13 protein-coding genes are annotated in these 15,459 nt (G+C 68.5%); 4 read left to right on the top strand and 9 right to left on the bottom strand.

Annotation, left to right across the window (positions count from 1 at the left end):
• Positions 1–13: 13 nt before the first annotated feature.
• The 3 genes from ACFWVC_RS06685 to ACFWVC_RS06675 all read right to left on the bottom strand — a co-directional run bounded on the left by ACFWVC_RS06685 (position 14) and on the right by ACFWVC_RS06675 (position 3,644).
• Positions 14–1,015 carry an ABC transporter permease gene (locus ACFWVC_RS06685; protein WP_384279309.1) on the bottom strand — a complete coding sequence of 334 codons (1,002 nt, stop codon included), beginning with the start codon at positions 1,013–1,015 and terminating at the stop codon, positions 14–16.
• Positions 1,016–1,076: 61 nt separating this feature from the next.
• Positions 1,077–2,000, bottom strand: coding sequence for an ABC transporter permease (locus tag ACFWVC_RS06680; RefSeq protein WP_384279301.1), 924 nt, complete (start codon positions 1,998–2,000; stop codon positions 1,077–1,079).
• A gap of 6 nt (positions 2,001–2,006) precedes the next feature.
• Complete coding sequence (locus tag ACFWVC_RS06675; RefSeq protein ID WP_384279292.1) at positions 2,007–3,644, bottom strand: ABC transporter substrate-binding protein; 1,638 nt, start codon at positions 3,642–3,644, stop codon at positions 2,007–2,009.
• Positions 3,645–4,054: 410 nt separating this feature from the next.
• On the opposite strand from ACFWVC_RS06675, the gene ACFWVC_RS06670 reads away from it, so the two are divergent.
• The 4 genes from ACFWVC_RS06670 to ACFWVC_RS06655 are packed head-to-tail and all read left to right on the top strand — an operon-like array spanning position 4,055 to position 9,857.
• Positions 4,055–5,035, top strand: a complete 981-nt coding sequence (locus ACFWVC_RS06670; RefSeq protein WP_384279285.1) for an ABC transporter permease — start codon at positions 4,055–4,057, stop codon at positions 5,033–5,035.
• A gap of 54 nt (positions 5,036–5,089) precedes the next feature.
• On the top strand, positions 5,090–6,055 hold the full coding sequence (locus tag ACFWVC_RS06665) for an ABC transporter permease (RefSeq protein WP_384279279.1): 966 nt from the start codon (positions 5,090–5,092) through the stop codon (positions 6,053–6,055).
• The gene (locus ACFWVC_RS06660; protein WP_384279271.1) at positions 6,052–8,121 is read left to right on the top strand and encodes a dipeptide ABC transporter ATP-binding protein; all 2,070 of its coding nucleotides are present in this window, start codon (positions 6,052–6,054) and stop codon (positions 8,119–8,121) included. Before ACFWVC_RS06665 ends, ACFWVC_RS06660 begins: the two co-directional genes overlap by 4 nt.
• Before the next feature lie 38 nt (positions 8,122–8,159).
• Positions 8,160–9,857, top strand: coding sequence for an ABC transporter family substrate-binding protein (locus ACFWVC_RS06655; protein ID WP_384279263.1), 1,698 nt, complete (start codon positions 8,160–8,162; stop codon positions 9,855–9,857).
• A 78-nt stretch (positions 9,858–9,935) separates the two neighbouring features.
• On the opposite strand, the gene ACFWVC_RS06650 is transcribed toward ACFWVC_RS06655, so the two are convergent.
• The 6 genes from ACFWVC_RS06650 to ACFWVC_RS06625 form a co-directional block, all read right to left on the bottom strand.
• Complete coding sequence (locus tag ACFWVC_RS06650; protein ID WP_384279258.1) at positions 9,936–10,589, bottom strand: hypothetical protein; 654 nt, start codon at positions 10,587–10,589, stop codon at positions 9,936–9,938.
• A complete protein-coding gene (locus tag ACFWVC_RS06645; RefSeq protein ID WP_384279252.1) occupies positions 10,582–11,100 on the bottom strand; it encodes a SigE family RNA polymerase sigma factor in 519 nt (172 codons plus the stop codon). The genes ACFWVC_RS06650 and ACFWVC_RS06645 overlap by 8 nt, the downstream gene beginning before the upstream one ends.
• Positions 11,101–11,254: 154 nt before the next feature.
• Complete coding sequence (locus tag ACFWVC_RS06640; RefSeq protein WP_384279246.1) at positions 11,255–12,367, bottom strand: ABC transporter ATP-binding protein; 1,113 nt, start codon at positions 12,365–12,367, stop codon at positions 11,255–11,257.
• Positions 12,360–13,415, bottom strand: a complete 1,056-nt coding sequence (locus ACFWVC_RS06635) for an ABC transporter ATP-binding protein (RefSeq protein ID WP_384279237.1) — start codon at positions 13,413–13,415, stop codon at positions 12,360–12,362. The genes ACFWVC_RS06640 and ACFWVC_RS06635 overlap by 8 nt, the downstream gene beginning before the upstream one ends.
• A gap of 11 nt (positions 13,416–13,426) precedes the next feature.
• Complete coding sequence (locus ACFWVC_RS06630) at positions 13,427–14,383, bottom strand: ABC transporter permease (RefSeq protein WP_384279230.1); 957 nt, start codon at positions 14,381–14,383, stop codon at positions 13,427–13,429.
• Complete coding sequence (locus tag ACFWVC_RS06625) at positions 14,376–15,308, bottom strand: ABC transporter permease (protein WP_384279223.1); 933 nt, start codon at positions 15,306–15,308, stop codon at positions 14,376–14,378. Before ACFWVC_RS06625 ends, ACFWVC_RS06630 begins: the two co-directional genes overlap by 8 nt.
• Positions 15,309–15,459: the final 151 nt, after the last annotated feature.

The raw sequence follows: 15,459 nt of genomic DNA, 5'->3' as shown, positions 1-15,459 counted from the left end.
ACGTCTCCGTCCATCAGCGCAGCTTGGGGTCGAGAGCGTCGCGGACCGCGTCGCCGAGCATGATGAAGGCCAGCACCGTCACGCTCAGCGCCCCGGCCGGCCACAGCAGCATGTGCGGGGCGTTGCGGATCTGGGTGGAGGCCTGGGAGATGTCGATGCCCCAGGACACCGTGGGCGGCTTCAGGCCGACGCCGAGATAGGACAAGGTGGCCTCCAGCGCGATGTACGTGCCGAGCGCGATGGTCGCGACGACGATGACCGGCGCCACCGCGTTGGGCGCGATGTGCCGCAGCAGGATGCGCCCGTTGCCGGCGCCCAGCGCCCGGGCCGCCTGCACGTAGTCGTTGTGCTTGGCGGTGATGACCGCGCCGCGCGCGATACGGCCGATCTGCGGCCAGCCCAGCAGCACGATGAAGCCGACCACCGGCCAGACCGTGGAGTTGGTGATCACCGACAGGAAGACCAGGCCGCCCAGCACGATGGGAATGCCGAAGAAGATGTCGCTGACCCGGGACAGCACCGCGTCCGGCCACCGGCCGAAGTAGCCCGCCAGCCCCCCGAGGAGGCTGCCGAGCAGCGCGGCGCCGACGGTGGCGCAGATGCCCACGGTGACCGAGGCGCGGGCGCCGTACACGACCCGGGTGTAGACGTCGCACCCCTGGTTGTCGAAACCGAAGGGGTGGCCGGGCGACGACCCCTTCTGGGAGTTGGCGAGGTCGCAGCTGAGCGGATTGCCGTCGGCGATCAGCTGCGGCCGGATCGCGATGACGACGAGGAAGACGATGACGACCGCGGAGAGCAGGAAGACCGGATTGCGCCGCAGGTCCCGCCACGCGTCCGACCACAGGCTGCGCGGCTTGTCCACCACGGGCTGTTCTGGCGGGCCGGGCGGGCCCGGCTGCCCGGGGAGTGGCTTCTCCAGGCTGCGTGCCTCGTCCTGCCCGAGTCCCATGGAGGCGCCGGTGCCGCCGGCCGGTTCCATGGCCTCGTCGGGGTGGTTGCGGGGTTCGGGCATGGTGGTTCCTCGGCTGGGGCGGGAGGGTCTGCCGGCTCGCTCCGGATCGCCGCCGTCCGGCTCAGGCATAGCGGATCCTCGGGTCGAGCACCGCGTACAGGAGGTCGACGAGCAGGTTCGCCACGAGGAAGACGATGACCAGGATCGTCACGAAGCCGACGACGGTGGCCGAGTCCAGCCGCAGGATGCCCTGGTAGAGCTGGAAGCCGACGCCGCGGATGTTGAAGATGCGCTCGGTGACGATGGCGCCGCCCATCAGGGCCCCGATGTCCGTGCCGATGAAGGTGACGACCGGGATGAGGGAGTTGCGCAGCAGGTGGTGGGTGACCACCCGGCGGCGCGGCAGCCCCTTGGCGGTGGCGGTGCGCACGTAGTCGGCGCGGGCGTTCTCCACGATGGAGGTGCGGGTGAGCCGGGTGACGTACGCCAGCGAGGTCAGCGCCAGGACCAGGCCGGGGATGATCAGCTCACCGAAGGGCGCCTCGGTGGAGACCGAGGGCGCGATCAGCTTCCACTTGACCCCGAGCAAATACTGCAGCACGTAGCCGGAGACGAACGTCGGGACCGAGATCACGATCAGCGTGGCGAGCAGCGCCGCCGTGTCGACGGGACGGCCGCGGCGCAGCCCGGTGAGCACACCGAGGCTGATGCCGATGACGACCTCGAAGAGGATCGCGATGATCGTCAGGCGCACGGTGACGGGGAAGGCGCTCACCATCAGCTCGGTGACCGCCTGGCCGTTGTAGGCCGTGCCGAAGTCGCCCTGGAAGATCTGCCCCATGTAGTGCAGGTACTGCTGCCACAGGGGGTGGTCCAGATAGAGGTCGTGGCGGATCTGCGCGGCCGTGGCGGGGTCGCACGCGCGGTCCCCGCACTTGGCCTGCACCGGGTCGCCGAGCGCGTACACCATGAAGAAGATCAGGATGGTGGTGCCGATGAACACGGGGATCATCTGCAGCAGCCGGCGGACGACATAGCGTCCCACGGGGCGTCAGCTGACCTTGATCTGGTTGTAGACCGGGACGCTGAACGGGTTGAGGGCCACGTCGGACAGCCGCTCCGACCAGCCCGCGCTGCCGTTCTGGTACCACAGGGCGATGGCCGGCACCTGCTGCGGCAGGATGCGCTCGGCGTCCTTGAAGGTGTCGACGGCCTTGGCGAGGTCGGTCTCGGCGTTGGCCTGGTCGATCAGCTTGTCGAACCGCGGGTCGCTGAAGTGCGAGTCGTTGGACGAGGCGTCGGTGTAGTACAGCGGCTGGAGGAAGTTCTGGATCAGCGGGTAGTCCATCTGCCAGCCGGCCCGGAAGGGCCCCTTCATCTGCTTGTTGACGATCTGGTTGCGGAAGTCGGCGAAGGTGCCGACCGGGTTGCCGACGCAGGCGTTGTCGTTGCCGAGGGCGTTGTTGATGCTGTTGCAGACGGCGTCGACCCAGTCCTTGTGGGAGCCGCTGTCGGCGTTGTAGGTGATCTTCATGGTGCCGCCGGGGATCCCGCCGGCCTCCTTGACCAGCTTCTTCGCCTGGGCGGGGTCGTAGGTGCAGACGTCGCCGCAGATGGTGTCGTCGAAGCCGCCCTCCGCGCCGAGCACCGGTGAGGTCCAGTCCTTGGCGGGCGTGCGGGTCTTCTGGAAGATCTGCTGGGTGATCTGGTCGCGGTTGATCGCCATCGAGATGCCCTGGCGGAGTTTGGCGGAGTCCGGGCCGGACCAGGCCTTGTCGTACAGCGGGAAGGCGAGCGTCTGGATGATGCCGGCCGGGGTGTTGAGGTAGCGGTCGCCGAGGTCGGACCGGACGTTCCTCAACTGCTGGGCGGGAACGTCGTCGACCAGGTCGAGGTTGCCGGCCTGCAGATCGGTGTAGGCGGTGTTGCTGTCGGTGTAGACCTTCAGGTCCACACCGCCGTTGACTGCCGCGTCGGAGCCCTTGTAGCCGCTCCACGTACGCAGCTTCATGACCTGGCCCTTGGTGTACGAGTCGACCTGGTAGGGGCCGTCGCCGACCGGCTTGCGCAGCCAGGCCGCGCGGTCGGTGAAGAAGGTCTTCGGCAGCGGCATGAAGGCGTTGTAGCCGAGGGTGTCGGGCCAGGTGGAGAACTTCTGGTTGAGCTTGACGGTGAAGTTCAGGGCGTCCTTCCGCACCAGGCCGGACATCACCTTGACCGCCGGGGCGCCACTGGCCGGGTGGACCTTCTCGTAGCCGTCGATGTAGCTGAAGAAGGGCGCGTTGACCTGCTTGTTCGTCACCAGTGCCGCGTAGTTCCAGGCGTTGATGAACGAGTCGGAGGTCACCTTCTCGCCGTTGCTGAAGGTCCAGCCGTCCTTGAGTCTGACCTCGAAGGTCTGGGAGTCCGTGGTGGAGATCGAGTCGGCGATGACGTTCTCGGCGGCCCCGGTCTTGGGGTTGTAGCGCTTCAGGCCGCGGAAGATCATGTCGAGCACCTTGCCGCCCTGCACCTCGTTGGTGTTGGCGGGCTCCAGTGGGTTCTGCGGGTCCGTCCACGAGGCGCTGAGCACGCCCTTGCCGTCCGGCTCGCCGCCCGCGCCGTCTCCGCCGCCCCCGCAGGCCGTCGCCGTCGCCGCCAGGGCGAGGGCCGTCGCACCAATGGCCCAACCCGCCGTGCTCCGTCGCATCGGATGCCTCCTCAGGGAGCTCTACGCCACACAGGACACCTGACCTCCCATCAGACCTCAAAGTGGGACATTGTGCACTGCGGCTCACCGGGCCGGACCGGCACTCCGGGGCAATGCAGGGTTATCCCTCGATCCCCCTCGGGCAATAGGGGATTACCCGATCGTCGGGTCAAATTTCGATCAAGAAAATAAAGGTCCGATCACGACGAACCGGCCTTCATTGACGTGGGAGTAATTCGGTTGCGAAAGTCCCACTCAACCCGCAAGGGCCGCGTACTTCATCCGCACGACCTGCGGAGACGGGTGCGCACACCAATGTTTCGGCGGCGCTACACAACTATGCCAGAGCCGGCCGACTTGTAACGTTGAATTTTCTTCATTATGTCGAACCGAGTGAGAGTGTGTGACTCGTGGGCCGTTATCTGCTGCGCCGACTCGTCAACTATCTGGCGCTGGTCCTCATCGCGGCCTCCCTCACCTACGCCCTCGCGGCGCTGAGCCTGAACCCGCGGGCCAACTTCGTCGGCCGCAATCCCCCGGTACCCGCCGCCTCGGTGACGCGGACCCTCAACGAGTACAACCTCAACCCCGACACCCCGATCGTGGTGCGCTTCGCGCACTGGGCCGGCGGAGTGGCGCACGGCGACCTCGGACGGACCGTCACCGGCGGTGAGGTCAACGACGAGTTCGCCCGCCGGGTGGGGGTGAGCACCCGGCTGCTGCTGATCGCCACGATCGTGGGCTCCATCGGCGGTGTCCTGGTGGGCGCCTGGGGAGCCATCAGGCAGTACCGGGTGTCGGACCGGGTCACCACGCTCGGCTCGTTCTTCGTACTGGCCATGCCGGTCTTCGTGATCGCCGTGACCTTCAAGCTCTGGGCGATCGACGTCAACGAAGCGGTGGGACACAAGGTCATCGAGTACACCGGCGAGTACGACCCGGGGCTGTCCGGCACCGGCGAGATCCTGGCCAGCCGGCTGCAGCACCTCATACTGCCCAGCCTGACCCTGATCGTCATCCAGATCGCGCTCTACAGCCGCTACCAGCGCAGCACCATGCTGGACGTGCTGGGCAGCGACTTCCTGCGCACCGCCCGGGCCAAGGGCCTGTCGCGGCGGGCGGCGCTGATGAAGCACGGACTGCGCACCGCCGTCCTGCCGGTGGTGCCGCTGCTGGTATACAACGTCGTCCTGCTCTTCACCGGCGCCACCTTCACCGAGAAGATCTTCGGCTGGCACGGCATGGGCGAGTGGCTGGTCAACTCGATCAGCACCAACGACGTCAACGCGGTCGCCGCGGTCGGCATGTTCACCGCCGTGGTGGTCCTGGTCGCGGGCATCCTCTCCGATCTGCTCTACGCGGCGCTCGATCCTCGCGTACGGGTGCGCTGAGCACCGCCGCACCCCGCCGCAGCCCCGATCCCGCGTCCCCAGGAGCCCTCACTCATGGCTGTCCAGACCCCCTCCGTCCAGCCTGCCACCCTCATCGCCCCGCCGGCCCGGCGCCGCCGCGGCGGACGGGCCCGGCTCACCGCCGTCCGCTTCGCCCGCAACCGCCTGGCGCTGTTCGGACTGTGCATGATCGTCCTGCTCTTCGTCATGGCCTACGGCTCCCCGCTGTTCTACAAGTGGAGCTACACCGACCTGGACTTCATGGCCTTCCAGAAACCGCCTTCGGCGAGCCACTGGTTCGGCACCGACCAGACCGGGTCCGACCTGTTCGCCATGACCATGCGCGGCATGCAGAAGTCCCTGGTCATCGGCATCCTGACCGGCATCATCTGCACGGTCGTCGCCGCCGCGATCGGAGCGAGCGCCGGTTACTTCGGCGGCTGGACGGACCGCTCCCTGATGTGGGTGGTCGACCTGCTGCTCGTCATGCCGAGCTTCCTGATCATCGCGGTGCTCTCACCGCTGTTCCAGGGCACCACCTGGCTGCTGTTCGTGGTGCTGCTGGCGGCGTTCAGCTGGATGATCACCGGGCGCGTGGTGCGCAGCATGACGCTCACCCTGAAGGACCGTGAGTTCGTCAAGGCCGCCAAGTACATGGGCGTCCCCGCGCCGGTCATCATCTTCCGGCACATCGTGCCCTCGATGGCCTCGATGCTGATCATCGACGGGACGATCCAGGTCGGCGCGGCGATCATCGGCGAGACCAGCCTGTCCTACTTCGGCTTCGGCGTGCAGGCCCCCGACGTCTCCCTCGGCACGGTGATCGCCACCGGCACCCCGGCGGCTCCCTCCTTCCCGTGGCTGTTCTACTTCCCGGCCGGCTGCCTGGTCCTCATCTGCCTGTCGATCGCCTTCGTCGGGGACGGCCTGCGCGACGCCCTCGACCCCAACTCCAACCGCGCCAAGGCCCGCACCGCCCGCAAGGCCAAGAGCACGTCCAAGGAAGGACGCACGTCGTGACCGAGATCCCCGCCCTGGAGGTCACCGACCTCCACGTCTCCTTCCCGAGCGAGGCCGGGCCGGTCGGGGCCGTGCGCGGCGTCTCCTTCTCGGTGTGGCGCGGCGAAGTCCTCGGCATCGTGGGCGAGTCGGGCTCCGGGAAGTCCGTCTCCTCCCTCGCGGTCCTCGGCCTGCTGCCGGAGACCGCGGACGTCAAGGGCTCGGTGAAGCTGCACGGCCGGGAACTGCTGGGCCTGGACGACCGGGAGATGACGAAGATCCGCGGCAAGGACATCGCGATGGTCTTCCAGGACCCGCTGTCCGCGCTGACCCCGGTCTACTCCGTCGGCAACCAGATCATCGAGGCCCTGCGCATCCACCAGGACCTGGACAAGGCCGCGGCCCGCAAGCGCGCGGTCGAACTCCTGGACCTGGTCGGGATCCCCGACCCGCACCGGCGCGCCGACGCCTTCCCGCACGAGTTCTCCGGCGGCATGCGCCAGCGCGCGATGATCGCCATGGCGATCGCCAACGACCCCGAGGTGATCATCGCCGACGAGCCGACCACCGCCCTGGACGTCACCATCCAGGCGCAGATCCTGGACGTCCTGAAGAAGGCCCAGGAGGTCACCGGCGCCGCGATCGTCATGATCACCCACGATCTGGGCGTGGTGGCCGGCTTCGCCGACCGGGTCCAGGTGATGTACGCGGGCCGCCCGGTGGAGACCGGGCCCGTCGACGACGTCTACTACTCGCCCCGGATGCCTTACACCATCGGCCTGCTGGGCTCGATCCCGCGGCTGGACGACGGCCGCCGGCACGCCCTGACCCCGATCGACGGCAACCCGCCCTCGCTGGTCGCCCTGCCGCCCGGCTGCCCCTTCGCCGCGCGCTGCCCCGTCGCGATCGACGTGTGCCGGCGCGTCGAGCCGGAGCTGACGGTGCGCGAGGGGGGCAACCACCCCACCGCCTGCCACCGCAGCCACGAACTGGAGGAGGGCGGCTCCCTCGACCCGGCCACCGTCTACCCGGTGCCGGAGCTGCCCCCGGCCGCCGCCGCGGACGGGCCTCGCGACCTGCGCGACCCCGTGCTGGAGGTACGCGGACTGGTCAAGCACTTCCCGCTGACGTACGGCGCCTTCATCAAGCGCCGGGTCGGCGAGGTGCGGGCGGTCGACGGCATCACCTTCGACATCCGCGAGGGCGAGACCCTCGGCCTGGTCGGCGAGTCCGGCTGCGGCAAGACCACCACCCTGCTGGAGATCCTCGACCTGCCCTCCGGCCAGTCCGGCTCGGTCACGGTCTTCGGGAAGGACATCCGGGGGCTGAAGGGCGCCGACCGCAAGGCCCTGCGCCGCGACCTCCAGGTGGTCTTCCAGGACCCGATGGCGGCGCTCGACCCGCGCATGCCGGTCGGCGACATCATCGCCGAGCCGCTGAAGACCCACGGCTGGGCCCGGGACCGCATCGCCGCCCGGGTGCCGGAACTGCTGTCCCAGGTCGGTCTCGACCCGGACCATGTGGACCGCTTCCCCGCCGAGTTCTCCGGCGGCCAGCGGCAGCGCATCAGCATCGCCCGCGCCCTGGCCCTGGAACCCAGGCTGGTCGTCCTGGACGAACCGGTCTCCGCCCTGGACGTCTCCATCCAGGCCGGTGTGCTCAACCTGCTCGACGAGCTCAAGTCCCGTATGGGGCTGAGCTATCTCTTCGTGGCGCACGACCTGTCCGTCGTGCGGCACATCGCCGACCGGATCGCCGTGATGTACCTGGGCCGGATCGTCGAGATCGGCTCCGCGGAGGCGGTCTTCGGCGCCCCCTCGCACCCGTACACCCAGGCCCTGCTCTCGGCCGTCCCGCTGCCCGACCCCCGCAGGGAACGGATGCGCAAGCGCGTCCTGCTCACCGGCGATCTGCCCAGTCCCACCGATGTGCCCACCGGCTGCCGCTTCCGCAACCGCTGTCCGAAGTTCGCCGCCCTCGACGAGGTCCAGCGCGGCCGTTGCCGCGACGAGGACCCGTCACCCTCCGCCCTGGCGGGCGACCACAACGCGGCCTGCCACTACGCCGCCGCGGTCACTGTCGTCTGACCCCCTCGTTGTCCCACCCCGTTAGAGGAGAGAGTCCGTTGAACAGAACTCGTACGTCCATCGCCATGGTGGCGCTGGCCACCGCCGGCGCGCTGGTCCTCACCGCATGCGGCGGCGACGACGGCGGCGACAGCGCCGCGGCCAAGAAGAACTCGGTGCCCAAGTCCAGCGCCAACAACATCAAGGCCACCGACCGCGACCAGCTGAAGGAGGGCGGCACCCTCAACTGGCCGGTCGCCGAGATCGCCGAGAACTTCAACTACAACGAGGTCGACGGCACGCTCGCGGATGGCCTGGACGTCGAGCGCGCCCTGATCCCGATCACCATGCTGTCGGACGCGACGGGCACGGTGACCCCGAACCCCGACTACCTCACCTCGGCGAAGGTGGACGACAGCTCCGGCAAGCAGGTCGTCACCTACGAGATCAACCCCAAGGCCAAGTGGTCCGACGGCACGGCCCTGTCCTGGAAGGACTGGGAGGCCAGCTGGAAGGCGATGAACGGCAAGGACGCCAAGTACAAGATCTCCTCCAGCACCGGCTACGAGCTGATCAGCAGCGTCGCGAAGGGCAAGACCGACCAGGAGGTCGTGGTCACCTTCGACAGCCCCTTCGGTGACTGGAAGAGCCTGTTCAGCCCGCTCTACCCGGCCTCGGTCATCGGTACCCCGGACGGCTTCAACTCCGGCTACCTGGGCAAGATCCCGGTCACCGCCGGCCCGTTCAAGTTCCAGGGCATCGACAAGACCACCAAGACCCTCACCGTCGTCCGCGACGACAAGTGGTGGGGCAACAAGGCCGTGCTCGACAAGATCATCTACCGGGCCCTGGACGCCGACGCCCAGGCCGGCGCCTTCGCCAACGGCGAGATCGGCTTCTTCAACGTCGGCCCCGACGCCGCCGGTTACAAGCAGGCCCAGCAGGTCAAGGGCGCCGAGATCCGCAAGGCGGCCGGCCCCAACTACCGCCACATCACCTTCAACGGCTCGCACCCGAACCTGAAGGACGTCAAGGTGCGGCAGGCCATCATGTCCGCCCTCAACCGCGACGCCATCGCGCAGTCCGACCTCCAGGGACTGGACTGGGACCCCAAGCCCCTGAACAACCACTTCTTCGTCACCAACCAGAAGGGGTACAAGGACAACGCGGCCGGCGTCGGCGTCTTCGACCAGGCCAAGGCCAAGAGCCTGCTGGACGAGGCCGGCTGGAAGCAGGACGGCGAGTTCCGCACCAAGGGCGGCAAGACCCTGGAGCTGGACTTCGTCATCCCGGCGAACGTCAGCACCTCCGCCAACGAGGGCAAGCTGATGCAGCCGATGCTCAAGGCGGTCGGCATCAAGCTGAACATCAAGACCGTCCCGGTCCAGGAGTTCTTCGACAAGTACGTCAACACCGGCAACTTCGACCTGACGGCCTTCTCCTGGCTCGGCACCGCCTTCCCGGTGTCGTCGACCAAGTCGATCTACGCCAAGCCCGTCGGTGACAACATCCAGCAGAACTACACCGGCGTGGGCAGCGACGAGCTCGACACGGCCATGAACAAGGCCGCGGCGGACACCGACCCGGCCCAGGCCATCACCGACGCCAACGCGGCCGACGTCCTGATCTGGCAGCAGGCGAACCTGCTGCCGCTGTACCAGCGCCCCGACATCTACGCCGTCCAGAAGAACCTGGTCAACATCGGTGCCTACGGCTTCCAGGACCTGCGCTACGAGAACATCGGCTACACCAAGTAAGCAGCTGCCACGGGTCCGCCCCGCCACCGTTCCCACGGCGGCGGGGCGGACCCGTTCCCCGCCCGGTCCCCGCCCGTCTCAGGACCGCGCGGCGAACTGGATCTCGACGACCGAGACCCACGCGCCCGCGCGCTCCAGGCTGACCCGGAGCTGCGTGCCGTCCCCCGTGGTGCCCGCGTACTGGACCCAGGGGCGGTCCCCACCGCCCTCCCCGGTCTGCCGCACCCCGCACTGCGCGAGCCGGTGGTCCATCCCCCGGATCGCGTCCTGGGCCAGGCCGGAGTCGGCGTACTCCGCGATACGGTGCCGGGCCCTGGCGCCCCCCTTGCCGGTGTACGTCCGGGCGAACTGCTGCCCGGCGGCGGGGTCCGCGCCCACCGTGCCGCCGCACACCCCGTCGAGCCCGACCGACGGCAGCCCGGCCGAGTCCGACGTGACCGCGTCGGCGGTCCAGGCGCGGGTCTTGAAGTAGGCCACGCTGTTCGCCGGCAGCAGCCGCACCACACCCCCCACCACGAACGGGTTCTCCGTGCGCGTCGCCGCCGGCGGTGTGTCCCGTGGCGGGCTCTGCGCGGCCCACGAGCCGACGCCCACCGCCACGGCGGCGACCACCACGACCGCGGCCCCGCCCAGCCGCTGCCGCGCCCGGCGGCGCTCGCCCCGGGCCCGCACCGCCTGCGCCGGCGCGAGGCGCACCGGGACGCCCTCCAGCAGTTCCTCGACCTCAGCCATGCGTGGCCACCCCCTCGTCGTTCGTGTCGATGTCCGTGAGCAGCGTGCCGAGCACCTTGCGGGCCCGGCTCAGCCGGGTGCGCACCGCACCGCTGGACGCTCCCGTCTCGCGGGCCACCTCCTCCACCGGCAGGTCCAGCAGGTGGTGCAGCACCACCACCCGCCGCTGGTCCGGGGTGAGTTCACGCAGAGCGGCCACCAGGGCGACCCGGTCCGCGGAGAGCGCGGGCGTGTCGGGCGCCGGACCGTGGCGCAGTTGGGCCCGCAGGCGGTTGCGGGTGCGCCGCCAGGTGGAGATGGCCAGGCGCGAGGCCACCGTGCGGACCCAGGGCAGCGGATCGCCCTCCCGGGTCAGCCGGTCCCATCTCTGCCAGGCCCTCGCGTACGCCTCCTGCACCGCGTCCTCGGCCTCCGCCAGGTCACCGGTCATCGCGTAGACCGTGGCGACCAGACCTTTGGCCGTGGTGGCGTAGAAGGCGTCAAACTCCTCTTCGTCCGGCCTCTTCGGCATCGGCCCCCGTCCCCGTTCCCTGTCCGTCGTCGTCCGTCGTCACCGGTTGCAGGCTTCTCACTGAGGAACACGCCTGGGAGCCCGGGGACGTTACACGCGGAAGGGCGCCCACGCGATGATCGCGTGGGCGCCCTTCGGACGCTACGGGCCGTACTCAGACCGTCGCGTGGACGACGTCCTTCTCCTCGGCGAAGTGGCACGCCGAGTCGTGCGCGGCCGGGGTCTTGACGTCCTTGAAGCGCTCCGGGATCGCCAGCAGGGGCTCCTCCGTCGCGCAGCGGTCCTGTGCCTTCCAGCAGCGGGTGCGGAAGCGGCAGCCGGACGGCGGGTTGGCCGGGGACGGCACGTCACCGGTGAGGATGATGCGGTCGCGGTGCTCGCGCGCCTCGGGGTCCGGCACCGGCACGGCCGACAGCAGCGCCTGGGTGTACGGGTGGGTGGGGTGGTCGTAGATCGCGGTGTCGCTGCCGATCTCGGCCATCTTGCCCAGGTACATCACGCCGACGCGGTCGGAGATGTGCCGGACGATGGACAGGTCGTGCGCGATGAAGATGTAGGACAGGTTGAACTCGTCCTGCAGCTTCTCCATCAGGTTGATGACCTGCGCCTGCACGGAGACGTCCAGCGCCGAGACGGGCTCGTCGCAGATGATGATCTCCGGGTTGAGCGCCAGACCGCGGGCGATGCCGATGCGCTGCCGCTGGCCGCCGGAGAACTGGTGCGGGTACCGGTTGATGTACTCCGGGTTGAGGCCGACGACGTCCAGCAGGTCCTGCACCTTGCGGCGCCGGTCGCCCTTCGGGGCCACCTCGGGGTGGATGTCGAAGGTCTCGCCGATGATGTCGCCGACCGTCATACGCGGGTTGAGCGAGGTGTACGGGTCCTGGAAGACCATCTGGATGTTCCGGCGGACGGCCTTGAGCGCCCGTCCGGACAGCCGGGTGATGTCCTGGCCCTTGTAGAAGACCTCGCCTGCGGTGGCGCGCTCCAGGTTCATCAGCAGCTTGGCGACCGTGGACTTGCCACAGCCGGACTCGCCCACGATGCCCAGGGTCTCGCCCTGGTACAGGTCGAAGGAGACACCGTCGACGGCCTTGACGGCGCCGACCTGCTTCTTGAACAGGATGCCCTGGGTCAGCGGGAAGTGCTTGACCAGGTTGCGCACCTGGAGGATCGGCTCTCCGCGCTGGACCGGCTTCGCGAGCGCGGCCTCGACCGCGGCCACCTCGTCGGAGACGGCCTCGCCGTTGTTGGTGACGTCAGCCATGGATCGTCTCCTTCCAGAAGTGGCACGCACTGCCGCGGCCCGGCAGCTCGCTGCCGTCCCGCTCGGTCACCGAGAGGAGCTTGGGGACCTCGGTGCGGCAGATGTCCTGCGCCATCTCGCAACGCGGGTTGAAGGCGCAACCGGTGGGGATGCGCAGCAGGTTCGGAGGCAGACCCTTGATCGCGTAGAGCTCCTGGCCCTTCTGGTCCAGGCGCGGGATCGACTCCAGAAGACCCTTGGTGTAGGGGTGGGCCGGGCGCTTGTAGATCTCGTGGACCGGCGCCGTCTCGACGATGCGGCCCGCGTACATCACGGCGATCTTGTCGGCGACGTCGGCGACGACACCCAGGTCGTGGGTGATGAGGATCAGACCCATGTTGAACTCGCGCTGCAGGTCCGCGAGCAGGTCCATGACCTGGGCCTGCACCGTCACGTCGAGCGCGGTGGTCGGCTCGTCGGCGATGATCAGGTCCGGCTCCAGGGCCAGCGCCATCGCGATCATGATGCGCTGGCGCATACCGCCGGAGAACTGGTGCGGGTAGTCGTTGACCCGCTCCCTGGCGGCCGGGATGCGGACCCGGTCCATCAGCTCGATGGCCTTGGCCTTGGCGTCCTTCTTGGACATGCCCTGGTGCACCCGGAACATCTCGGCCAGCTGGTAGCCGACGGTGAGCACCGGGTTGAGCGAGGACAGCGCGTCCTGGAAGATCATGGCGATCTTGCGACCACGGATCTTCCGGCGCTCCTCGCCGGACATCTTGAGCATGTCCTGGCCGCGGAAGAGGATCTCGCCCTGCGGGATCCTGCCGGGCGGCATGTCGAGGATGCCCATGATCGCCTGCGCGGTCACGGACTTGCCGGAGCCGGACTCACCGAGCACGGCGAGCGTCTCGCCGGCCGACACGGTGTAGTTCACGCCGTTGACGGCCTTGGCGATGCCGTCGCGGGTGTGGAACTCCACGTGCAGATCACGGACTTCCAGCAGGGGGGTGCCGGCGTCCCCTGTTCGGGGAGCGGGCACCTCCGCGTTCTTGTCGATGATGGTCACGTACGCCTCCCTCAGCGCAGCTTGGGGTCGAGGGCGTTGCGGACCGCATCGCCGAGCATGATGAACGCCAGGACCGTGATGCTGAGCATGATCGACGGGTACAGCATGATGTACTGCGCCGTACGGATCTGCGCGGCACCACCGGAGATGTCCTGGCCCCAGGAGACCACCGTCGAGGGCAGTCCGAGTCCCAGGTAGGACAGTGTGGCCTCGGCCGAGATGTAGCCGCCGAGCGCGATGGTGGCGACCACGATCACGGGGGCGACGGCGTTCGGAAGAATGTGCCTCAGCAGGATCCGGCTGGTGTTCGCGCCCAGTGCCTTGGCGGCGTGGACGTAGTCCGCCTGCTTGATGGTGATCACCGAACCGCGCATGACACGCGTGATCTGCGTCCAGCCGAGGAAGGCCAGCGCCCCGACCACGACCCAGACGGTGCGGTCGGTGAAGGAGTTCAGGACCACCATCGTGCCGAGCAGGAAGGGAATGGCGAAGAAGACGTCGGTGATCCGGGAGAGGATCGAGTCGACGATGCCGCCGAAGTAACCGGCGATCATGCCGACCAGGCCGCCCAGCAGGGTGACCAGGATCGTCACGCAGACGCCCACCTCGATGGAGGCGCGGGTGCCGTAGATCATACGCGCGTAGACGCTGCGCCCCTGGCCGTCGTAGCCGAGCCACTCGGGGGAGAAGACGTGGCCGTACTGCGGCTTGCTCAGGTAGTGGTTCCGCAGGTCGCCGTAGGTCGGCGAGGCACTGGTGAACAGGCCCGGGAAGGCGGCGATGACCAGCAGCAGGAGGATCAGCACGGCGGAGACCACGAAGTACGGGTTGCGCCGCAGGTCGCTCCAGGCGTCGCCCCACAGGCTGCGGGCCTTCTCGGCCTTGGGGTCCACGACGGCGGCGGCGTCCGCTGCGGTCGTCGCCATCGGGTCCGCGTTCTCCACGGCGGTCTTGGTCACGTCAGGCATAACGGATCCTCGGGTCCAGGACCGCGTAGAGCAGGTCGACGAGCAGGCTGGTGACGAGGAAGACCAGCACGAGGACGGTGACCAGACCGACCAGCGTGGTCCCCTCACGGCGCACGATGGACTCGTAGATGGTGCCGCCGATGCCGTGGATGTTGAACAGGCCCTCGGTGACGACCGCACCGCCCATCAGGGCGCCGATGTCGGTGCCGAGGAAGGTGACCACGGGGATCATCGAGTTGCGCATCAGGTGCACACCGACCACGCGACGCCGGGGCAGGCCCTTGGCGATGGCGGTCCGCATGTAGTCCGCGCGCAGGTTCTCGGCTATGGACGTACGCGTGAGCCGGGCCACATAGGCGAGCGAGAGGCTCGCCAGCACAATCGCCGGCATCAGCAACTGCCCGTAGTTCGAGTCGTCCTGGACGTTCGGTGTCACCCAGCCGAGCTGGTAGGCGAATACCAGCTTGAAGATGAAGCCGAGGACGAAGACCGGGACCGAGATCAGCAGCAGGGTGAAGATCAGTACCGCCGAGTCGGCGAGCTTGCCCGCACGCATGCCGGCCCAGACGCCGAGCGCGATGCCCACGACCAGTTCGATCACGAAGGCGAGCCCCGCGAGTCGGATCGTCACCGGGAAGGCGTCACCGAGCACGTCCCGCACCGGCCGACCGCTGGCAATCTGGTTGCCGAAGTCGAAGTGCAGAAGAATGCCGGTCATGTAATCCCAGTACTGCTTCAGGATCGGCTGGTCGAGCCCGAGGTCGTGGCGCAGTCGCGCCACAGTCGTCGGATCCGCTGCCTTGTCACCGAACAGCGCCCTTACGGGGTCGCCGGGCAGGGCATAGACCATGAAAAAGATCAGCAGAGTCGTCCCGATGAAAACCGGGATCATCTGGAGCAGTCGTCGTGCGACATAACGCCCCATCGTGCCTCCATGTCAGTCGCCGCGGCAGCAGAGATGGGCCCTTCCCCCGTCCTCCGATTGACGGAAGACGGGAGAAGGGCCCCCCAGCCACTGCCTGCACCCCGCGCGTCCGACGTTGTCGTCAGTCCCGCGCCGGTGTGCTCACTACGCG

This window comes from Streptomyces sp. NPDC058691 (assembly GCF_042714775.1).
Lineage (GTDB): Bacteria > Actinomycetota > Actinomycetes > Streptomycetales > Streptomycetaceae > Actinacidiphila.
This window is presented reverse-complemented; position numbering and strand designations above follow the sequence as displayed.